The organism is Pasteurella testudinis DSM 23072 (assembly GCF_900176075.1).
In the GTDB taxonomy this organism is placed as follows: domain Bacteria; phylum Pseudomonadota; class Gammaproteobacteria; order Enterobacterales; family Pasteurellaceae; genus Chelonobacter; species Chelonobacter testudinis.
This window is the reverse complement of record NZ_FWWV01000003.1, coordinates 64,612-86,447: the sequence shown is the minus strand read 5'-3', so window position 1 is coordinate 86,447 and position 21,836 is coordinate 64,612. Positions and strand designations below refer to the sequence as shown.

Sequence of the window (21,836 nt, the reverse complement as noted above, 5' to 3'; positions counted from 1 at the left end):
GTCGATCCGGAAACCGGTGTAATTACCATTCCTGCTGATGAAATCAAGGGCGGTACGGATGTGACGGCTGAAAACAAAGACGATGCCGGCAACAGCGCAAGCGATACTAAACCAGCGGAAGATACTGATGCACCGGCTGCTCCGGTAATCGATGCTAAAGAAGACGGTTCAGTGACCGTTACTCCTGCCGACGACGCAACCGAAGCGGAAGTGACTTACACCGACGAAGACGGCAATACTCAAACCGTGACGATTGAAAAAGGCGACGACGGCAAATGGACAGCAACCGACGAATTGCCGGAAGGCGTGACTGTGGATCCGGAAACCGGTGTGATCACCATTCCGGAAGAGGCAATCAAGGGCGGTACGGATGTAACGGCTGAAAACAAAGACGATGCCGGCAACAGCGCAAGCGATACTAAACCAGCGGAAGATACCGACGCACCGGCTGCTCCGGTAATCGATGCCAAAGAAGACGGTTCAGTGACCGTTACCCCTACCGACGATGCGACCGAAGCGGAAGTGACTTACACCGACGAAGACGGCAATACTCAAACCGTGACGATCGAAAAAGGTGACGACGGCAAATGGACAGCAACCGATGAATTGCCGGAAGGTGTGACCGTCGATCCGGAAACCGGCGTGATCACCATTCCGGAAGAGGCAATTCAGGGTGGTACTGAGGTGACAGCAACGAATAATGATGAAGCCGGTAACAAGAGTGAACCGACTACTGAAATTGCTTTAGGTGATGATTCTGATGCGGACGCTGATGCCGATGCGGACTCTGACTCTGATTCCGATAGCGATTCTGACTCTGACAGCGATTCTGATTCCGATAGCGATTCAGATTCCGACAGCGATTCTGACTCCGATAGCGATTCTGACTCTGATTCCGATAGCGACTCTGACTCCGATAGCGATTCTGACTCTGATTCCGACAGCGATTCAGACTCTGACTCCGATAGCGATTCTGACTCTGATTCCGACAGCGATTCTGACTCAGATTCCGATAGCGATTCTGATTCTGACAGCGACTCAGATTCTGACTCCGATAGCGACTCTGACTCTGATTCCGATAGCGACTCTGACTCTGATTCCGACAGCGATTCTGATTCTGACAGTGATTCTGACTCTGACTCCGACAGCGACTCAGATTCTGACTCCGACAGTGATTCAGACTCTGACTCCGACAGCGACTCAGATTCTGACTCCGATAGCGATTCCGATTCTGATTCCGACAGCGATTCCGATTCTGACTCCGATAGCGATTCTGATTCTGACTCCGATAGTGACTCTGACTCAGATTCCGATAGCGATTCTGACTCTGATTCCGACAGTGATTCAGATTCTGACTCCGATAGCGACTCTGACTCAGATTCCGATAGCGATTCTGACTCAGATTCCGACAGTGATTCTGACTCTGACTCCGATAGCGACTCAGATTCTGATTCTGACAGCGATTCTGACTCTGACTCCGATAGCGACTCAGATTCTGATTCCGACAGTGATTCTGACTCTGATTCCGACAGCGACTCTGACTCAGATTCCGATAGCGATTCTGACTCTGATTCCGACAGTGATTCAGATTCTGACTCCGATAGCGACTCTGATTCCGACAGCGACTCAGATTCTGACTCCGATAGCGATTCAGACTCTGACAGCGATTCAGACTCTGATTCTGACAGTGACTCAGATTCTGATAGCGATTCTGACTCCGACAGTGATTCTGACTCTGATTCCGATAGCGATTCTGACTCTGATTCCGACAGCGACTCAGATTCTGACTCTGACTCCGACAGCGATTCTGACTCAGATTCCGACAGCGACTCAGATTCTGATTCGGACAGTGATGCCGATGCTGATACAGAAGCTCCGGATGCGCCGGTTGTCACCTCAAGCGATAAAGACGGCAGCGTGACGGTAACGCCTGCAGATGATGCAGAGCAGTTGGATATCACCTATACCGATGAGAACGACGAAGAACAAACTGTAACTGTGGTGAAGGGCGAAGACGGCACATGGAAAGCGGTGGACGAGAATGGAGCGGATACCACTTTACCGGAAGGTGTAACTGTCAATCCAAATACAGGCGTAGTGACAATTGGTCAAGATGCGGTAAAAGACGGTAGTACTGTGAGCGCAACCAACACAGATGCAGCTAACAATCAGTCTGAAGAAGGTAAAGGCACAGCCGGTACGGACAAAGTGCCTAATGCCCCGACCGTGACTATCGGTAACGGTGATGATGTGATCAGCGCTGACGAAATCGATGAAGACGGTAATGTCACCGTAACGGTTGGCTTACCTGAAGATGCCAAAGCCGGTGACACCTTAATTGTTAACGGTGAAGAGCAAGTCTTGACCGATGAAGACATCGCTAAAGGCAGCGTGGACGTAAAAGTCACTGCGCCTAACGACGGTGAGAAACTGGAGGTAACGGCAACGATTAAAGATGCAGCAGGCAACGCAAGCACACCGGCAACGGACGATGCGACCCGTGACACCACTGCACCAAGTGCGCCTGAAGTTAAAATCGGTAACGGTGATGATGTGATCACTGCCGATGAAATCGGTGAAGACGGCAAGGTGACTGTGACCGTCACATTACCTAAAGACGCCAAAGCCGGTGACACCTTAATTGTTAACGGTGAAGAGCAAGTCTTGACCGATGAAGACATCGCTAACGGTAGCGTGGACGTGAAAGTTACCGCCCCAGCAGACGGTGAGAAACTGGAAGTAACAGCAACGATTAAAGATGCGGCAGGCAACGAAAGCGCAGCGGCAAAAGACGATGCGACCCGTGATACCACTGCACCAAGTGCGCCTGAAGTTAAAATCGGTAACGGTGATGATGTGATCAGCGCTGATGAAATCGATGAGAGCGGCAATGTGACTGTGACTGTCACATTACCTAAAGACGCCAAAGCCGGTGACACCTTGATTGTGAACGGTGAAGAGAAAGAGTTGACTGAAGAGGATATTACTAAAGGCAGCGTGGACGTGAAAGTCCCAGCGCCTAACGACGGTGAGAAACTGGAGGTAACAGCAACGATTAAAGATGCGGCAGGCAACGAAAGCGCAGAGGCAAAAGACGATGCGACCCGTGACACCACCGCACCAAGTGCGCCGACTGTGACTATCGGTAACGGTGATGATGTGATCACTGCCGATGAAATCGGTGAAGACGGCAAGGTGACTGTGACCGTCACATTACCTAAAGACGCCAAAGCCGGTGACACNTTAATTGTTAACGGTGAAGAGCAAGTCTTGACCGATGAAGACATCGCTAACGGTAGCGTGGACGTGAAAGTTACCGCCCCAGCAGACGGTGAGAAACTGGACGTAACAGCAACGATTAAAGATGCGGCAGGCAACGAAAGCGCAGAGGCAAAAGACGATGCGACCCGTGACACCACTGCACCAAGTGCACCGACCGTGACTATCGGTAACGGTGATGACTTTATCACCGCTGATGAAATCGATAATGACGGTAATGTAACGGTAACGGTTGGCTTGCCTGCAGATGCGAAAGTGGGTGATGTTGTGGTCGTTAACGGCGAACCACAAGCACCGTTAACCGAGGCTGACATCACTAAAGGCAGCGTGGACGTGAAAGTCACTGCGCCTGAAGACGGTGAAAAACTGGACGTAACAGCAACAATTAAAGATGCGGCAGGTAACGAAAGCGAAGCGGCAAACGACGATGCGACCCGTGATACCACCGCACCAACACCGACTATTACCTTGACTACCGATACCGGTGCAAGCGCTGATGACAAGATCACTAAAGACGGTACATTAACGGTATCCGGTGGTGACGGCACGATTACTTCTGTGGTTGCCGACGGTGTCGAAGTGCCGGTTGTTGACGGTAAATATGTATTACCGGAAGGAACTTACACCAGCGTAGTCGTAACCAGTGTGGATGCGGCAGGTAATGTCGGAACGGCAACCTTGGAAAATGTAACCGTTGACCAAACCGCTCCGGTTCCAACAGTGGGTTTAAATAGTGATACCGGTTCGAGTTCAACTGACAAGATCACCAACGACGGTAAATTAATCGTTTCCGGTGGTGATGGCACGATCACCAGCGTGGTTGCTGACGGTAACGTGATCACACCGAACTCAGCCGGAGAATATGTGTTACCGGAAGGGGTTTATACAAACATAGTTGTGACGAGCGAAGATGCGGCAGGTAATGTCGGAACGGAAACCTTGGAAAATGTAACAATTGACCAAACAACACCGATCATTGCCGATCTGAAACTGAAATCCAGTGATGATACCGGTTATTCCGATTCCGATAATATGACGAATAATAATACGCCGATCTTGGAAGGTACGACCGAGCCGGGCGCTATCGTTCGCATTTATGTTGACGGCAGCTATTATTCAGGTGTGGCAGACAGCACAGGTAAGTTTGAGATTCAAGTTGAGAAAGCAATGGACGATGGTCAGAAATTCCCTCGTGTCTTTGCTGTTGATGCGGCAGGGAATGCGACAAGCGAGATCAGTCCGACAACTTGGAAAGAGGGAACACCGTTTATCGTGGATACTACGCCGAATCCGGCAACAATCAGCGTCAGTAACGGTAATGTTGTGGTGACACCGAATCCGAGTACGCAGGATACGCACCACAATGTTGAAGTGACTTACGTCAACAGTAACGGTGAAGAAAAAACCGTGAGCGTGCAACGTGACGGAGCAACTTGGACGACAACAGGCGACTTGCCGGAGGGCGCAACATTCAATGCGGATAGTGGTGTTATTACATTGCCGGGAAGTGCGGTGCAAGCAGGTTCAACGATAACCGCTGTGGCAACCGACACTGCCGGTAATAAATCGACAGAAACTGAGGTTGCTTCTTACCGTCCTGAATTTGCCGAAGATGCGGTCACTATCGGTTACTTTGAAAACCAGCTGGCAGCTAATGCGGTCGGTCAAGTGGTGGCAACCGATGTTGATAACAAGGTGGTTAACTACTACTTTGTCGATGCCAACGGCAATCAAAGTGCGGTCAGCCCGGACGGAATGTACAGCATTAATAATCAGGGTGAGATTTTCTTGACAATGAACGGTGGTGCGCTGTTATCGACTACCTCAGGCTTGAGCAACAACAAACACAATGACTACGAAACCCGTCCGAATGAGTTTAGCGGTTATAACGTGGTTGCGGTTGATGAAACCAATTTGGTTTCTGAAGAGTTGGCGGTGACTTTTGAAGTGAACAACGTATTGTCATTACCATATTTGTACTATCCGTTGAATGAAACTAATGGTGTTAGCCAAGGATCTGTAGATGGTGCAAATTCGGTATCTGGTAATCAACAACCTTCGACTGATACTTCAAATCCGAACTTCCAGTTCACAAGTCAGGACGCTGATAAGATTCTGATTGGTTATACCGAAAGCGGAAATGCCGCAACCGGTCTGGGTTGGGGTAATGTTGAGCGTGGCGCTGTGCTTTCTACACTGGCTGGTGATGACTATGTGCAATTGTCACAAAGTGTGGGCAGTAACAATATGGCAGGTGGTATCGATTTAGGTAGCGGTAATAACACCTTGATTGTTGGTAATGATATTATCGGCGGCTCTACGCGTAGTTGGGTGGTTTCCGGCGACGGTGATGACACGATTATTGTTGGCGATTTCTCTTACACTGTTGGAGATAGAGATGATATCCAAAATGCAACTGTATTGACCGGTGCAGGGAATGATACATTACGTTTACAAGGTGGTGATGTAAAAGCCGCTAGCCTGATTGATATGGGGGCAGGCAATGACAGCATTGTATTGACTGACCTGGCGAAAGACAGTGCGCTTAGATCTGATCGTCGCTTGGATACTACAGAAAGAAACGCAGGTTCAAATTCAGGTGGATCATTGCAAGGCGGTAGTGTAGTCGTCTTAGGTGCTGGTGATGACAGTATCAATATCACTAGAAATTTTAGCGATTCAACTATTATCGGTGGTATGGCTAGCAGTAACGTTTTGGTCTCTGGAAGTAAGGATATTGCTAGTGGTGCTCGTAACGTGATTGATAACGGTCAAGACAATGGCATTGACACTGTTTATGTCGGCTTCGATATGAGTAACAACGCCAAAGCCTATCTGGGCGCAGGTGATGATGTTATGTCAATCGGAACAGAAAATGGCGGTACAGGTAATATCAGCGGTAGCAGCATTATTGATATGGGTGCCGGAAATGACGTTCTGACGGTCGGTGTACATAATGGCAGCGTAGGTAATGTTGATAATTCAACGATCAATATGGATGCTGGTAATGACACTGTAACCATTAAAGGCATTGTACAAAATGGTGCGAAGATCGATATGGGAGAAGGTAATAACATTCTTACAATCGGTGGTGGTTTGAATAACAACTCAAGTGTGACCTTTGGTAGCGGTGATGATCAACTGACCATCAACGGACAATTGGGCGTTGGTACTGGAAATCCAACCATCTCAATGGGCGCTGGTAACGATACGGTAACTTGGGGTGGTACGAGTATCTCGAGTACAAATCAGATCGATGGTGGTGCAGGTAAAGATACCTTGATCTTGACAACTACAACCAATACGCATACTGGTACTAACAGTATTACGAATTTGGGTTCATCACAATTCAAAGGTTTTGAAGTGATTGAAATGAAAAATTCAGGTAACTCGGTTGATATCCGTTATTCTGATTTGCTGAGTGATACGACCAATGAAAGCCCACTGTATATTAAAGGTGTTGCCGGAAGTAAAGTTGATTTAGGACAGAATAACTATAACAGTGATTCTGCAAGTAGTGCTAACCTGTCAGATAGTTCTGTACGGGGAGGTTCTTGGTCTAAACAATCAACAACTGTAGTTGATGGAGTAACTTATGATGTTTACCACCATTCAACAGCAGGAACAGATACATCTAACGATGTTTATATCCAAACCGGCATTATCGTTATCTAACCGATAACCTACGTTAACTAACCTCAAACCGCACTTTTAGCAATAAAAGTGCGGTTTTTTTACAGGGTTTAAAAAACAAAAAACGAATCGAAAATTATTGAGATGTTGTATGTGGAAAGTTCCGTTTGTCTATTTTATTGATAATAATGATCTTTTGTGTAAAACCTGCGGTCATTGTCGCTAAAAGCTGATAATTTTATTTCAATTTGAAATTATAACCATTGGTTATTATTTTAAATGTTTTTGTACAAATGATTAACAGCGAAACAGGAGAGCCGGTTATGCCAGTGAATAGAACAGCAAATAATAAAAATTTATCTTTGAAACCGTTTGCCGAAAATCAAGCGACAGATATGCCGAGAATTTGGGCAATGAATGGCGCACTGAAAGTTGCGCCGTCACAGGAAAATTCGACGGAATTGAAGATTCAGTTGATGGATAGCCAAGGGGAAGCCCAAACCGTGATTGTGACAAAAAACGCAGAGAATCAATGGATCAGGAGCGGTAGAATACAAAATAGCAAACCGAACGGATTATCGCTTGATCCTAAAAGCGGTGAAGTGACAATTGAGAAAAAGTTTTTGCTTTTCGGTTCAAAATTGATTGTTAATGACACTAACGGCAAGATGGCGCAAGTTGAAACCAACGTGTTGTTCCAGCCGGTATTTAGTCAAGAAACAGCTTCATTCAAGTATTTTGAAAATCATTTAATCAAAAACCCGATCGCAACAGTGGAGGCGACAGACGAAGATAATAAAATCAAAGAATATTTATTTGTTCACACTAATGGTGCGATGAGTGCCAGAAGTGAGGACGGTAAATATGCGATTAATACAAAAGGCGAGATTTATTTGACGGTATCCGGTGGTGGAGCGTTAATCAGCACAAACAGTGAACTCAGCCAAGTTGACAGCAATGATTATGAAACGTCCACAAATCAGTTTGGTAACTATAACATTATTGCGGTCGATCAAACCAATTTGGTTTCTGAAGAGTTGGCGGTGACCTTCAAGGTCAATGATGTCTCTGCATTGCCATTCCTATATTATAATATGGACAGTACTAACGGTATTAATTCAGGGTCTGTCGATGGTGCGAACTCGGTGACTAATAATCAAAGAACGTCGACTGATAAAACTGATCCTAACTTTATGTTTACCAGTGAGGACGCTGACAAGATTCTGATTGGTTATACCGAAAGCGGAAATTTCCTAACCGGTACGGGTTGGGGTAATGTTGAGCGGGGAGCTGTGCTTTCTACACTGGCTGGTGATGACTATGTTCAATTGTCACAAAGTGTCGGCAGTAACAATATGGACGGCGGTATCGATTTAGGTAGCAGCGATAATACCCTACTGGTCGGTAACGATATTATCGGCGGCTCTACGCGTAGCTGGGTGGTTTCCGGTGACGGTAACGATACGATTATTGTCGGCGATTTCGGTAATAATGTAGGCGACAGAGATGATATTCAGAACGCAACGGTGTTGACCGGTGGTGGTAATGATACATTACGCTTACAAGGCGGTAATGTTAAAGCCGGCAGCTTGATTGATATGGGAGCAGGCAATGACAGCATTGTATTGACTGACCTGGCGAAAGACAGTGCGCTTAGATCTGATCGTCGCTTGGATACTACAGAAAGAAACTCAGGTTTAAATTCAGGTGGATCATTGCAAGGTGGTAGCGTAGTCGTCTTAGGTGCTGGTGATGACTCAATTGATATTAAGCGAGATTTTGATAATTCTTTGATTATCGGTGGTGTTGCAGATGGTGTGACGTTAAAAGCTGGAAGTACTAGCAATGAGATGGATACTCAGGCGTTAACTCGTAAGGACGATGGTAGTGACAACGGCGTTGATACTGTGTATATCGGTTTCGAGATGAAGAACAATGCCAAAGCCTATCTGGGCGCAGGTGATGATGTTATGTCAATCGGAACAGAAAATGGCGGTACAGGTAATATCAGCGGTAGCAGCATTATTGATATGGGTGCCGGAAATGACGTTCTGACGGTCGGTGTACATAATGGCAGCGTAGGTAATGTTGATGGTTCTGGAACTCAGATTAATATGGGTGAAGGAAACGATACCGTAACCATTAAAGGTATTGTACAAAATGGTGCGAAGATCGATATGGGAGAAGGTAATAATGTTCTCACTATTGGTGGAGGTGTGAATAATTCCTCAGTTATTACCTTTGGTAGCGGTGATGATCAACTGACCATCAACGGACAATTGGGCGTTGGTACTGGAAATCCAGCCATCTCAATGGGCGCCGGTAACGATACAGTAACTTGGGGCGGTACAACTATTTCCAGTACGAATAAAATTAATGGTGGTAGTGGTATTGATACATTAATTTTGACTACGACTGTAAATACGAAGACAGGTTCAGGCGTCACTAATCTGAGTTCCGAGAAATTTGAGAATTTTGAGGTAATTCAGATGACACAATCTGGTCAATCTGTAGATATCCGTTATAAAGATCTCTTAGATGATACTCAAAACTCGCAGGCACTGCGTATTAAAGGTGTCAATGGCAGTGTTGTTGATTTAGGTCAGAATAACTGGACAAGTGATGCATTAAACGGTACACAAAATTTGCAAGATAATACAGTGTCAGGCAAGAGTGGTACATGGCAGAAAGGAGCTTCCATTTCTGAAGGAGGTATCACCTATGATGTTTACCACCATTCAGCAGCAGGAACAGATACATCTAACGATGTTTATATCCAAACCGGTATTATCGTTATCTAACCGATAACCTACGTTAACTAACCTCAAACCGCACTTTTAGTAATAAAAGTGCGGTTTTTTTACAGGGTCTAAAAAACAAAAACGAATCGAAAATTATTGAGATGTTGTATGTGGAAAGTTCCGTTTGTCTATTTTAAAGGCAATAATGATGTTTTTGTGTGAAAACGGCAGTTATCGGTAGGAAAAGGTGAGAATTACAATCTTTAGAAATGGAATATATGGCTTTTAAATCAAGTGGAATGCTATACGCTAAACCGCACTTTTGGCAGTAAAAGTGCGGTTTTGATGTTAAAACGATCAATAACGTATTTAGCTGATCTTCTTCGCTAACATTGTGACGAATTTCAGTTTGATCCGATTGCCGTTGGCATCGGTTTTGTGCAGTTCGCCCAAGGCTTCGGTGTATTTGAGCAGTTCCCAACCGTGGTAATAATTTTTCAGTTCGTTTTCGGCAAAGGTGAAAGAAAACGGCAGCGGACAAGGCATATCATCGGTGGACATCGCCGCCACGATTAAATTATAGCCGCCGATATTGGTGTGTTGCTGCATATTAGCGATAATTGCCGGAATGCGATCCCGTTGCAAGAACATCAACACGACGGTGGAGAGAATAAAATCGTAATTGTCTTGAATAGCCGCTTGGTTAATGTCGTAACGTGCGGTTTTGACTTGGTTTAAATTCTCTTTCTCGATCACCGAATTTAAAAATGCAAGGCTGGTTTCATTGTGATCCCACGCATCGACCTCGAATCCTTGTACGCCCAAAAATACGGAGTTGCGCCCCTGTCCGCAACCCAGATCCAACGTTTTGCACGGTTGCACAAATTGCAGGGCATTGATCACTTCGGAATGGGTGGCGGTCATGTTGTATTTCTTGGCGACATAATCTTGCGGCAAACAATAAAATTCCAAATAACACTGCAAATCATCGGACAAAGGCAAAACACGGTGCCATTGCTGCGGTTCGACAAATGGCGCTTGGTTTTCTACATCGAATATATGCGTGGCAGTGACATTGCCGAACTCGTCCAGTGCAAAATATTTTAACGCACCGGCAAGAATAGTGACTTTCGCCCAAGTCCCGACTTTGGTGTTATGCATTTCTTGGAACATTTTCGGCAGGGTATCTTTGGTCCAAACCGGCATTTTTTTGTAACAAATTAATTGAGAGTGCATAAGGTATCCTTAAAGATATATTTAAAATATTTATTTGTGCGAATTTTAAAGAAAATTTGACCGATAGGCAATTATTTCCGACGAATTTAGTCGGATTTACGCAAACTTGCTGAATATGTAGGGGCTGTCTTATGCTAAAATAGACCGCACTTTAACATCTTAAAAGAGGAATCATCATGACAACCACCACAACAGAAGCCACGACAGTGGATATTCAGGCGCAGACCGCAGCGTTAATTAATGGCGTGCAACAGCTGGATTTTAATACGTTTTTAAATCAATGGCTAATTCCTTACGGCACAAAAATCTTATTGGCAATTGCAATTTATTTGATTGGTAAAGCAATAGCGCGTTTTTTAAGCCGCCTGTTGGGCAAGGCGGTATTGCGCTCCAGCCGTGACGAAATGTTACAGGGTTTCGTCAGCTCAATCAGCTACTTCCTTTTCCTGCTCATTGTGATTATTGCCGCTTTATCGCAACTGGGCATTAACACCAGCTCGTTGGTGGCGTTAATCGGGGCGGCAGGTTTGGCGGTCGGCTTGGCGTTGCAAAATTCGCTGCAAAATTTTGCTGCCGGTGTGATGATCTTGATTTTCAAACCGTTCCGCAAAGGGGATTACATCGAAGCCGGCGGCACGGCAGGGGTGGTCAATCAAATCGGCCTATTGGTGGTCGAATTGCGCACCGGTGACAACAAAACCGTATTGGTGCCGAACGGCAAAGTGTTCGGCGACAGCATTACCAACTACTCAAGCAATGAAACCCGTCGGGTGGATTTTATCTTTGATATTGATTACAGCAGCGACATTCCGAGCGCAAAGCAGATCATTGCCGATTGTCTGGCACACGATTCGCGTATCCTGCAAAATCCGCAACCGACAATCGTCGTCGGTTCGCTTGCCTCAAACAGCGTGCAGTTGTTTGTCCGCCCGTGGACAAGAACCGCAGACTACTGGGGCGTCTATTTTGCGATCACCGAAAAAGTGAAGTTGGAGTTTGATAAAGCGGGCATTGCGATTCCGTTTAATCAATTAAACGTCCATCTGGATCAAGATTTAGTGGTCGGCGTCGAGAAGAAATCGCATTAGTTAGATCACTCGTTAGATCTCTCGTTAGATCAAAAAGGGCGGATATAAAATCCGCCCTTAATGTTCATCAATGTTCATCAATGTTTATCAAAAACCGCGCAAACTATTTTTTTGCCTGACGGGCTTTGGCTTGATCCGTCAATTTTTTGCTGATTTCACGGCGTTGTTTCGAATTTTCCGCATTGCGAATCACATAATCGTCGATACGATCTTCGTAATCGTCACGCATGGTGGAAATAATCGCGCGGATATCCGCCACGCTCATTTCATCGCTGATGTATTGGTTTAAATTATCCAACAACAGTACGCGTTTTTGGTTATCACGAATTTTGCGTTCGATATCGACCATATCGCGTTTCAATTTATTGCGCTGACGCGCCAGGCTGACATATTCCAAAACGTCTTGAAAACATTGTTTATTTACAGCGTCCATTTTTACACTCGCTTATTGATTATTAGGGTCTGTTGATGTTTGTTTATAATTTGAGCTATAGATTATTTTTTGCCAATACAAGGCAAAAGTCGTGAAGTTTAGTCATTCTAAACAAACGGCTTTTAACGCAGTAGTGGCAAAAAATAGTCATAGCCCTACGGGTCGCGTTTAAAATTAGCACACTCGTCGTTGTAACCCTCATCAATAGCCCCACTATTGATTTCGGCTTACGGCTAGATTGTGCTAATTTTAAACAACAACTCAAAATATAAACAAACATCAACAGACCCTAATCACTTCCTCTAATTTATCCTTTTTAGCACAGATCGTCAAAGGCTTCGATCACGTTTTGCAGAATAAAAATGGCATTAAATGTGATAAAGCGATTGATAAGAGCAGAACGGAATGATAAAACTAATGCTATTTATTTCATTGGTAGAATTAAGGTCAAAACATGTCACAAGTATTTAATTTCAGTGCCGGTCCGGCGATGATGCCACAGGCGGTTTTAGCACAAGCACAGCAAGAGTTGCTGAACTGGGAAGCGTTGCAAACCTCGGTGATGGAAGTCAGCCACCGTGGTAAAAATTTTATGGCATTGGCGGAGCGTTCGATCCAACAAATCCGTGAACTGTTGGCGATTCCGGATAACTATCAAGTATTGTTTGCCCAAGGCGGCGCGCGCGGGCAATTTGCCGCGATTCCGCTGAATTTATTGGGTGAAAACGGCAAAGCGCTTTATTTGAACAGCGGTTATTGGTCGGCGGCGGCGGCTAAAGAAGCACGTCTGTTCGGTAAGATCGACGAAGTGACGATCACCGCAGAAAAAGACGGTGTGGTCGGTGTGGAAAAATTGGATTTCAGCGAGATTGCCGCCCAATACGATTATGTACATTATTGCCCGAACGAAACCATCAGCGGCGTAGAAATTTTTGATGTACCGAATGTCGGCGATGCGGTGCTGGTGGCGGATATGTCGTCGAATATTCTTTCCCGTCCGATTGATGTCAGCAAATTCGGCATGATCTATGCCGGCGCGCAAAAAAATATGGGACCTTCCGGCATTGTGATTTTAATCGTGCGTGACGACCTGATCGGCAAAGCCCGCAGCGCCACGCCGTCAATCTGGAATTATCAAATTTTGCGTGACAACGATTCGATGTTCAACACGCCGCCGACGTTCGCGTGGTATCTCTGCTCGTTGGTGTTCCAATGGTTGTTGGATAACGGCGGCTTAAGTGCAATGGAGAGCCGCAACCGTGCCAAAGCGGAAAAATTGTATGCTTATCTCGATCAAAGCGGTTTTTACCGCAACACCGTCGCTGTCGCCAACCGCTCTTTGATGAACGTCACCTTTACCACCGAGAATGACGACCTGAATGCCAAATTTGTCGCCGCAGCCACCAAGTGCGGTTTACAGGCACTGAAAGGACACCGCATCGTCGGCGGCATGCGCGCCTCGATTTACAACGCCATGCCGATTGAGGGGGTGGAAGCCCTGATTGCATTCATGCAACAATTTGCGCAGGAAAATCAGTAACGCTATGGCAACCTCCGATTGCAACACGGCATTATTGGCGGAATTGGCGAAGATGAAAGCGGCATTAGATCGCTGTCGTCCGTTAAATCAGGCAAGTTTACAGCTGATTCAAGATGATCTGATGTTGAAATACAACCAGCAGTCCAACGCGATTGAAGGCAACCGATTGGATATTTTCGAAACCAAAGTGCTGTTGGAAAACGGAATTACCGCAAACGGGAAACCGTTCAAAGATCATTTGGATATTTTAAATCATCAAGAAGCGATCTATTATCTGATTGATTTGGGAAAAGAAAATAATCCGCTTGATGAAAGCACGGTTAAAAATTTTCATTACCTGATTTTGCAAAAAACCGATCATGCCCGTGAGGCCGGCAAATACCGCACGATACCGGTGGCGATCAGCGGTGCGGAACACCAACCGCCGCAGCCCTATTTGGTGCAGCCGCAAATGGCGGAATTGATTGCTTGGAATGCCATGCAGACAGACAAGTTGAATCCGATTGAACGAGCGGCGATTTTGCACAGCCGTTTTGTTGCCGTTCACCCTTTTATCGACGGCAACGGCAGAACCGGTCGCTTGTTATTGAATTTAGAATTGATGAAAGCCGGTTATCAGGTTGCCATTTTGCAAGCGGAAAAGCGTGTGGATTACTACCGTGCGTTGGCGGAAGCCGATGATGGAAAATATCAATCAATCATTCGCTTTGTCGCCGAAGCGTTAAAGGAAACCATGCTGCGCACATTAACCATACTTAATGCAAATTGGCAAACAGCAAATTAAAAGTGCGGTCACAGCGCGCAGCAAATATCAATGTAGAGGACACTATGAAATTTATCGACATCGCCAATCCGGGCGTGCGCCAATTATCGCCGTATCAGGCAGGCAAGCCGATTGAAGAACTGGAGCGGGAATTGGGCATTGCCAATATTATCAAACTGGCGTCGAATGAAAATCCGTTCGGCTTTCCGCAAAGCGCCAAACAGGCGATCCAACGTCAATTGGACGATTTGACCCGTTATCCCGATGCCAACGGTTTTGAACTGAAACAGGCGATTGCGCAAAAATTCGGGGTGCAAGCGGAACAAATCACGCTGGGCAACGGTTCGAACGATTTATTGGAAATCACCGCGCACACCTTTTTGAATGCCAGTGACGAAGTGATTTTTTCGCAATACACTTTTATTGTTTATCCGTTGGTGTCGCAGGCGATCAACGCCAAAGCCATCGTCGTACCGGCGAAAGATTACGGGCATGATTTGAACGGCTTTTTGGCGGCGATTAACGAAAAAACCAAAGTGATTTACATCGCCAACCCGAATAATCCGACCGGCACGTTCTTGACCGCTGCTCAGATCGAAGCCTTTTTAGCGCAAGTGCCGGAACATATTTTGGTGATTTTAGACGAGGCTTATACCGAATTTACCTCGGTGCAAGAACGCGTTCCGTCATTCGATCTGCTGCAAAAATACCCGAATTTAGTCGTTTGCCGTACCCTGTCCAAAGCCTATGGCTTGGCGGGCTTGCGTATCGGTTATATGGTGTCGTCGCCGGAAGTCGCCGATTTGTGCAACCGTGTGCGCCAACCGTTTAACTGTAACAGCTTGGCATTAAGTGCTGCGGTGGCGGTGGTGAATGACGATCAATTTATCGAAAAAGTGGCGGACAATAACCGTCAAGGCTTAAAGCAGTTGGAAACCTTTTTCCAGCAAAAGGGCTTGGCGTATATTCCGTCCAAAGGCAATTTTATCACTTTAGACTTAAAACAACCTGCCGCACCGATTTATCAAAAATTGCTGGAAAACGGCGTGATCGTACGCCCGATCGCCGGTTACGGCTTACCGAATCACTTGCGGATCAGCATTGGTTTACCCGAAGAAAACCAGCGCTTTATCGATGCCCTGAGTTTGATTTTGGGGTTGTAACATCATAACGTATTTTATAAATATTGCAGGGGCGGATTAGTTATCCGCCCGAACCGCACTTTAGATTTATGCTTTATTTATTAAATGCTTATATCGTTCTTCGTACACGGGCGGATAACCAATCCGCTCCTACTTTGACTAAACATCTTTGATGAGTAATTTATGCAACAACCAACCTCAATTACCTTAAACCCGATCGCCCGTGTCGAAGGCGCAATCAATCTGCCCGGCTCGAAAAGTTTGTCCAATCGTGCGCTGTTATTGGCGGCATTGGCAAAGGGTACGACGAATGTCACAAATTTATTAGACAGTGACGATGTACGTCATATGTTAAATGCGCTCAAGCAGCTTGGTGTCAGCTATCAGCTGTCAGAGGATAAAACCGAATGTAAAGTGACAGGGTTGGGCGGCGCATTTCGTTGGCACTCAGGTTTATCGCTGTTTTTAGGCAATGCAGGCACGGCAATGCGTCCGTTGGCGGCGGCGTTGTGTTTGCGCAATCTGCAAGTCGAACCGAGCGCGCAGACGAACGAAAAGACGAGCGAAATTGTATTGACCGGCGAACCGCGCATGAAAGAACGCCCGATTAAACATCTGGTCGATGCGTTGCGCCAAGCCGGTGCGGAGATTGATTATTTGGAAAACGACGGCTATCCGCCGCTGGCGATTCGCAACAGCGGTTTAAACGGTGGCAAAGTGCGGATCGACGGTTCGGTCTCCAGCCAGTTTTTGACCGCACTTTTGATGGCTGCGCCGTTGGCGCAAGCGGATACCGAAATCGAAATTATCGGGGAATTGGTGTCAAAACCCTATATCGACATCACCTTGAATATGATGGCGATTTTCGGCGTGCAGGTGGAGAATCAGGATTACCGCACTTTTATTGTCAAAGGACAACAACAGTATCAAGCGGTTGGTGAATATTTAGTGGAGGGTGATGCCTCGTCCGCTTCTTATTTCCTCGCCGCAGGCGCGATTAAAGGCAAAGTGCGGGTGACGGGGATTGGTAAAAACAGTATCCAAGGCGATCGCCTGTTTGCCGAGGTGTTGGAAAAAATGGGCGCGAAAATCACTTGGGGCGACAGCTTTATCGAAGCGGAGCAGGGTGAATTGCACGGTGTGGATATGGATATGAATCATATTCCCGACGCAGCGATGACCATTGCCACCACCGCACTTTTCGCCCAAGGCGAAACGGTGATCCGCAATATCTATAACTGGCGCGTGAAAGAAACGGATCGCTTAACGGCAATGGCAACCGAGTTGCGCAAAGTCGGGGCAACGGTGGAAGAGGGCGAGGATTATATTCGCATTCAACCCTTGCAACCGAATCAATTTAAACATGCGGAAATCGAAACCTACAACGATCACCGCATGGCAATGTGTTTCGCGCTAATTGCGCTGTCAGATACGCCGGTGGCGATCCTCGATCCGAACTGCACTGCCAAAACCTTTCCGACCTTTTTTAACGAATTTTTGGCAATTGCCCAATAGTTGTGGAAACCGCACTTTGCTTGCATAAAGTGCGGTTTAATTGATTTTTTATGCAAATAAATGAATTTTTATTTTAAGCCTAGACTTTAAATGTGATTTGGCGCATAATATTCAACCGCAAAATACGCATTAATCTCATCTCAACGATTATCTTTTATAGGAACCTTTATGTCTGCGACAATTCTTGAAAATCTTCCGTTAGGTCAAAAAGTCGGTATCGCGTTTTCCGGTGGTTTAGACACCAGCGCCGCTTTATTATGGATGCGGCAAAAAGGCGCTGTGCCATATGCTTATACCGCCAATTTAGGGCAACCTGATGAAGACGACTACAACGCCATTCCGCGCAAAGCCAAAGAATACGGCGCAGAAGACGCACGTTTAATCGACTGCCGCACGCAACTGGCACACGAAGGGATTGCCGCGATCCAGTGCGGGGCGTTCCATATTTCAACCGGCGGCGTAACCTATTTTAACACCACGCCGTTGGGACGTGCGGTCACCGGCACGATGCTGGTGGCGGCAATGAAAGAAGATGACGTGAATATCTGGGGCGACGGCAGCACCTTTAAAGGCAACGATATCGAGCGTTTCTACCGTTACGGTTTGCTGACTAATCCTAAGCTAAAAATTTATAAACCGTGGTTAGATCAACAATTTATTGATGAATTGGGTGGCCGTCATGAGATGTCCGAATTCCTGATTGCCAACGGCTTTAATTACAAAATGTCAGTGGAAAAAGCCTATTCCACCGATTCCAATATGTTGGGTGCAACTCACGAAGCCAAAGATTTGGAATTCTTAAACACCGGTATCCGTATCGTCAAACCGATTATGGGCGTGGCGTTTTGGGACGAAAATGTGGTGGTGAAAGCCGAAGAGGTGAAAGTGCGGTTTGAAGAAGGCGTGCCGGTGGCGTTGAACGGCAAAGAATACACTGATCCGGTGGAACTGTTTCTTGAAGCCAACCGTATCGGCGGCCGTCACGGTTTGGGCATGAGCGATCAAATCGAAAACCGTATCATCGAAGCGAAAAGCCGTGGTATTTACGAAGCGCCGGGCATGGCGTTGTTGCATATCGCTTACGAGCGTTTGGTCAGCGGCATTCACAACGAGGACACCATCGAACAATACCGTATCAACGGGTTGCGTTTGGGGCGGTTGTTGTATCAAGGCCGCTGGTTCGATCCGCAAGCCCTGATGTTGCGTGAAACCGCACAACGTTGGGTGGCAAGTGCGATCACCGGCGAAGTGACGCTGGAATTGCGTCGCGGTAACGACTATTCGATTTTGGATACCGTTTCGCCGAACCTGACCTATGAAGCGGAGCGTTTGAGCATGGAAAAAGTGGAAAATGCGCCGTTCAGCCCGGCGGATCGTATCGGACAGTTGACCATGCGCAATCTGGATATTGTTGATACCCGTGCCAAACTGGGGATTTACACCCAAAGTGGTTTATTAATCGCCGGCAAAGATTCCGTGCTGCCGCAACTGGGCAAAAAAGACTAATTCAGCTTTTTAAGTATTGCAATCAACCGCACTTTGCCAGTCAATAAGGCTGTAAAGTGCGGTTTTTTATCTCGAAAGCCGTTGAATATCATTTTTCAATCGTTTGACAACCCATTCATTCAAACTTAAATTTTCAGCACTGGCAAACGCCGCAATTTCGGCGTGTAAAGCAGGATCTAAGCGTAGATTAAAGCGGCCGGAATAACTTTTATAAGGTTCAATCCCTTTTTCTCTACACACGGCTAAAAATTCGGCGAGTGATATTTCCCCCTCTCTACGCAAAGTTTCAACATCAGCGGCATAAAAATCCGCACCACCGTTTAATCCGTTAAATTCACCACGAAATAAGCCAATTTCGTCATCATAAGTAATTATTGCTTTATGTCCGTTAATTATCATCATATTAATCATAATGTTACTCCATTTCCTTCTAACCATTTTCTCACACTGGCAACTGCACCTTTATCGGTATCAGGTTTAGGGTGTGGACGATGAAATACTTTTACTTGCCCAAATAAGATAACAGCAACACGCGATCCTTCACGTTCTTCAATTTCTGCCCCTAAATCTAAAAAAAGTGATTCAATATCTCTCCAACGAATATTGCCACTGACCGGACGTTTAAAAATCAGTTTTAACGTCAATTTTGATCTATTTTTCATTCGCGACGGCTCCCTACAATAAAATAGTACCATATTTTAGTACTGTTGGCAGTGTGATTTTGATGATATAGGGTAAGTCGTTAGTGCCATAAAAAAGCAGAAGATCGGATCATCTTCTGCTTTTTTTGTTATATCCACCTTGTTATATCCACCGTTGAGCGGTTAAATATCTTCGATCACCAGATAAACCTGTTTAATCGGGCCGTGGACGCCGATCACTTTCACGAGTTCAATGTCTGCGGTGGCGCTTGGGCCGGAGATGATATTGACACAAGACGGCATACGTTCGCCTTGCTGGGCTTTTTGGTGCAGGATTGTCGCCAGTTGGGCTACGCGTGGCAAAATGGTGCTTTTTTTCACCACCGCAATTGACACCTGCGGCAACAAGCTGCTGGAGCGGCCGCGTTCGGCGGAGGAGTACAGCACGATTCCGCCGGATTCGGTCAAACCGTATTCGGCAAAAACAATGCCGATATTGGCTTTTTCGGCAAAAGTGCGGTTTTCTTCGCCGGTTGCCGCCGACCAAATGTGAGTCGGGTAGCGTGCTTGCACCGCTTGGGTTAAGCCGTATTCGCTTAAACGCGGATCATCGTTCAGAATCACTTCGCCGCCTTGCAGTTTTTCACACAAATCCAAAAGTGCGGTCGCGGCGTCCTCCGCTTTGGTCAAGACACATTCGACCGCCATGACTTCGGTCGCCACCTTGATAAATTCCGCACAACGTTGATCGTCGTTCAGCTCGGTTAAGCGCAGGGTCGGCTGTTGGGTAACGGTTTGATAACTGCCCGTCACCTGTTTACGCAACGGTCTGCCCAGTTGCGCCGCCAGATGATCTAAAAATTGCTGTCTGTTTTGTTGATCTAACATCATTCTTTTCCTTACGCTCAAGTGCGGTTTTTAAACCACTGACGGAAACTTTCGCCCTCTGCTTCCGGCAGATCACGGGCTTTGGTCCATTCCGAAAGCGCACCGACGCTAATCGGCGCTTTACCGTTTTTAATCAGTTTTTTGCTCAGTTTTGCCCCGATATTCATACCGACTTTCCACAAGGCAGAATGGTTATTGGCCAGAGTAAACATACGCACCGACAGTTTTTCCAGTGTCGGTGTGATGCCTTGTTCCACCATTTTGCCGCGGTGTTTCAGCAGCAGATTTGCCAGCGGGATTTTCACCGGACAGACTTGGTTACAGGCGGTACACAGCGAGCAGGCATACGGCAGATCTTTAAAATCTTCGTAGCCGCCCAAAATCGGCGACAGCACCGAGCCGATCGGCCCCGGATAAATCGAGCCGTAACTATGCCCGCCCATTTGGCGGTAAGCCGGACAGACGTTCAGACAAGCACCGCAACGGATACAACGCAAAATATCGTTAAATTCGCTGCCCAGCGCTTTAGAGCGGCCATTATCCACGATCACCAGATGAAACTCTTCCGGCCCGTCGGTTTCGCCGTCCAAACGCGGACCGGTCAACCAAGTGTTATAACTGGTCAGACGCGCGCCGACCGCACTTCGTGCCAGCAGCGTAATTAAAACGTCCACTTCTTCAAAAGTAGGCGCCAAACGCTCCATACCCATCACCGCAATATGGGTTTTCGGCAGGGTGGTGGCGAGACGCAAGTTGCCTTCGTTGGTGACCAAGCAGACACTGCCGGTTTCGGCGACGGCAAAGTTACAGCCGCTGATACCGATATCCGCTTCGAGAAAATCTTTGCGAATCGCTTGCCGGATAAACAGCGTCATCTCTTCCGGCGTGGCTTCGCCTTGATAGCCCAGTTTTTCGTGCAGCACTTTGCGGATTTGGTGGCGATCTTTATGGATTGCCGGCACCACGATATGCGACGGTTTGTCGCCCGCCAGTTGCAGGATATATTCGCCCAGATCGCTTTCGATCACCTGAATATTTTCCGCTTCCAACACATGGTTCAAGCCGATCTCTTCCGTGACCATCGATTTGGATTTCACCACTTTTTTCGCCTGTTTTTCACGGGCGATTTTTTTGATGTAATCGGTGGCGTCTTGTGCGGTGTTGGCAAAATAGACATGTCCGCCGTTTGCCGTCACTTTTTCCGATAGTTGGTACAAATATGCGTCCAGATTTTGCAGAACGTGATTACGAATCTCTTTGGCTTGTTCTCGCCACTCTTCCCAATGCCCTAATTCGTCCACCATTTTTTGGCGGTTGGCGCCGATCCGCTCTTGCGCCATCACGACCGCTTTGCGCATAACTTCGTTGTGAATTTCATCATTAAGCCGCTCTTTGAACGGAATTTCGCTGGTTTTTAACGACATATTTCCT

The 21,836-nt window shown here is 46.6% G+C and carries 14 protein-coding genes; 8 read left to right on the top strand and 6 right to left on the bottom strand.

Annotated features, from left to right (window positions below):
• Nucleotides 1-60: 60 nt before the first annotated feature.
• Nucleotides 61-6,954: an Ig-like domain-containing protein gene (locus B8880_RS03235; RefSeq protein WP_208610883.1), complete on the top strand. Its 6,894-nt coding sequence runs from the start codon at nucleotides 61-63 to the stop codon at nucleotides 6,952-6,954.
• A 281-nt stretch (nucleotides 6,955-7,235) separates the two neighbouring features.
• Nucleotides 7,236-9,713 (top strand): beta strand repeat-containing protein, encoded by a 2,478-nt coding sequence (locus tag B8880_RS03230; RefSeq protein ID WP_084255981.1) that lies wholly within the window; start codon nucleotides 7,236-7,238, stop codon nucleotides 9,711-9,713.
• 309 nt (nucleotides 9,714-10,022) lie between these two features.
• Here B8880_RS03230 and tehB read toward each other — a convergent pair whose 3' ends face one another.
• Nucleotides 10,023-10,889, bottom strand: coding sequence for an SAM-dependent methyltransferase TehB (gene tehB / locus B8880_RS03225; protein ID WP_084255980.1), 867 nt, complete (start codon nucleotides 10,887-10,889; stop codon nucleotides 10,023-10,025).
• Between the two features lie 176 nt (nucleotides 10,890-11,065).
• Between tehB and B8880_RS03220 the strand changes: the two genes are divergently transcribed.
• Complete coding sequence (locus tag B8880_RS03220; protein ID WP_084255979.1) at nucleotides 11,066-11,977, top strand: mechanosensitive ion channel family protein; 912 nt, start codon at nucleotides 11,066-11,068, stop codon at nucleotides 11,975-11,977.
• 103 nt (nucleotides 11,978-12,080) lie between these two features.
• Here the strand turns inward: B8880_RS03220 and B8880_RS03215 are convergent, their stop codons facing one another.
• The gene (locus B8880_RS03215; protein WP_084255978.1) at nucleotides 12,081-12,410 is read right to left on the bottom strand and encodes a DUF496 family protein; all 330 of its coding nucleotides are present in this window, start codon (nucleotides 12,408-12,410) and stop codon (nucleotides 12,081-12,083) included.
• Nucleotides 12,411-12,864: 454 nt separating this feature from the next.
• Here B8880_RS03215 and serC point away from each other — a divergent pair, with 454 nt between their 5' ends.
• The 5 genes from serC (at nucleotide 12,865) to argG (ending at nucleotide 18,876) form a co-directional block, all read left to right on the top strand.
• Entirely contained in the window at nucleotides 12,865-13,950 is a 1,086-nt protein-coding gene (gene serC / locus B8880_RS03210; protein WP_084255977.1) for a 3-phosphoserine/phosphohydroxythreonine transaminase, read from the top strand.
• Nucleotides 13,951-14,002: 52 nt separating this feature from the next.
• Nucleotides 14,003-14,734 carry a Fic family protein gene (locus B8880_RS03205; protein WP_336244931.1) on the top strand — a complete coding sequence of 244 codons (732 nt, stop codon included), beginning with the start codon at nucleotides 14,003-14,005 and terminating at the stop codon, nucleotides 14,732-14,734.
• 44 nt (nucleotides 14,735-14,778) lie between these two features.
• Complete coding sequence (hisC, locus tag B8880_RS03200) at nucleotides 14,779-15,876, top strand: histidinol-phosphate transaminase (protein ID WP_084255976.1); 1,098 nt, start codon at nucleotides 14,779-14,781, stop codon at nucleotides 15,874-15,876.
• A gap of 162 nt (nucleotides 15,877-16,038) precedes the next feature.
• Entirely contained in the window at nucleotides 16,039-17,370 is a 1,332-nt protein-coding gene (gene aroA, locus B8880_RS03195) for a 3-phosphoshikimate 1-carboxyvinyltransferase (protein ID WP_084255975.1), read from the top strand.
• Between the two features lie 168 nt (nucleotides 17,371-17,538).
• Complete coding sequence (gene argG, locus B8880_RS03190) at nucleotides 17,539-18,876, top strand: argininosuccinate synthase (protein ID WP_084255974.1); 1,338 nt, start codon at nucleotides 17,539-17,541, stop codon at nucleotides 18,874-18,876.
• A 66-nt stretch (nucleotides 18,877-18,942) separates the two neighbouring features.
• Here the strand turns inward: argG and B8880_RS03185 are convergent, their stop codons facing one another.
• From B8880_RS03185 to B8880_RS03170, 4 genes are all read right to left on the bottom strand, one after another.
• Entirely contained in the window at nucleotides 18,943-19,287 is a 345-nt protein-coding gene (locus B8880_RS03185) for a type II toxin-antitoxin system HicB family antitoxin (RefSeq protein ID WP_084255973.1), read from the bottom strand.
• Nucleotides 19,284-19,538, bottom strand: a complete 255-nt coding sequence (locus tag B8880_RS03180; protein WP_084255972.1) for a type II toxin-antitoxin system HicA family toxin — start codon at nucleotides 19,536-19,538, stop codon at nucleotides 19,284-19,286. Before B8880_RS03180 ends, B8880_RS03185 begins: the two co-directional genes overlap by 4 nt.
• A 162-nt stretch (nucleotides 19,539-19,700) precedes the next feature.
• Nucleotides 19,701-20,405 carry a LutC/YkgG family protein gene (locus B8880_RS03175; protein WP_084255971.1) on the bottom strand — a complete coding sequence of 235 codons (705 nt, stop codon included), beginning with the start codon at nucleotides 20,403-20,405 and terminating at the stop codon, nucleotides 19,701-19,703.
• A 17-nt stretch (nucleotides 20,406-20,422) separates the two neighbouring features.
• Complete coding sequence (locus tag B8880_RS03170; protein ID WP_084255970.1) at nucleotides 20,423-21,829, bottom strand: LutB/LldF family L-lactate oxidation iron-sulfur protein; 1,407 nt, start codon at nucleotides 21,827-21,829, stop codon at nucleotides 20,423-20,425.
• Nucleotides 21,830-21,836 lie beyond the last annotated feature (7 nt).

Excerpts from the sequence above, each read along its gene's own strand:
- B8880_RS03170 (WP_084255970.1), bottom strand. The coding sequence starts at position 21,829 with ATGTCGTTAAAAACCAGCGAAATTCCGTTCAAAGAGCGGCTTAATGAT.
- tehB (WP_084255980.1), bottom strand. The coding sequence starts at position 10,889 with ATGCACTCTCAATTAATTTGTTACAAAAAAATGCCGGTTTGGACCAAA.
- B8880_RS03220 (WP_084255979.1), top strand. The coding sequence starts at position 11,066 with ATGACAACCACCACAACAGAAGCCACGACAGTGGATATTCAGGCGCAG.
- argG (WP_084255974.1), top strand. The coding sequence starts at position 17,539 with ATGTCTGCGACAATTCTTGAAAATCTTCCGTTAGGTCAAAAAGTCGGT.
- B8880_RS03175 (WP_084255971.1), bottom strand. The coding sequence starts at position 20,405 with ATGTTAGATCAACAAAACAGACAGCAATTTTTAGATCATCTGGCGGCG.
- B8880_RS03180 (WP_084255972.1), bottom strand. The coding sequence starts at position 19,538 with ATGAAAAATAGATCAAAATTGACGTTAAAACTGATTTTTAAACGTCCG.
- serC (WP_084255977.1), top strand. The coding sequence starts at position 12,865 with ATGTCACAAGTATTTAATTTCAGTGCCGGTCCGGCGATGATGCCACAG.
- B8880_RS03205 (WP_336244931.1), top strand. The coding sequence starts at position 14,003 with ATGAAAGCGGCATTAGATCGCTGTCGTCCGTTAAATCAGGCAAGTTTA.
- B8880_RS03185 (WP_084255973.1), bottom strand. The coding sequence starts at position 19,287 with ATGATTAATATGATGATAATTAACGGACATAAAGCAATAATTACTTAT.
- aroA (WP_084255975.1), top strand. The coding sequence starts at position 16,039 with ATGCAACAACCAACCTCAATTACCTTAAACCCGATCGCCCGTGTCGAA.
- B8880_RS03230 (WP_084255981.1), top strand. The coding sequence starts at position 7,236 with ATGCCAGTGAATAGAACAGCAAATAATAAAAATTTATCTTTGAAACCG.
- hisC (WP_084255976.1), top strand. The coding sequence starts at position 14,779 with ATGAAATTTATCGACATCGCCAATCCGGGCGTGCGCCAATTATCGCCG.
- B8880_RS03215 (WP_084255978.1), bottom strand. The coding sequence starts at position 12,410 with ATGGACGCTGTAAATAAACAATGTTTTCAAGACGTTTTGGAATATGTC.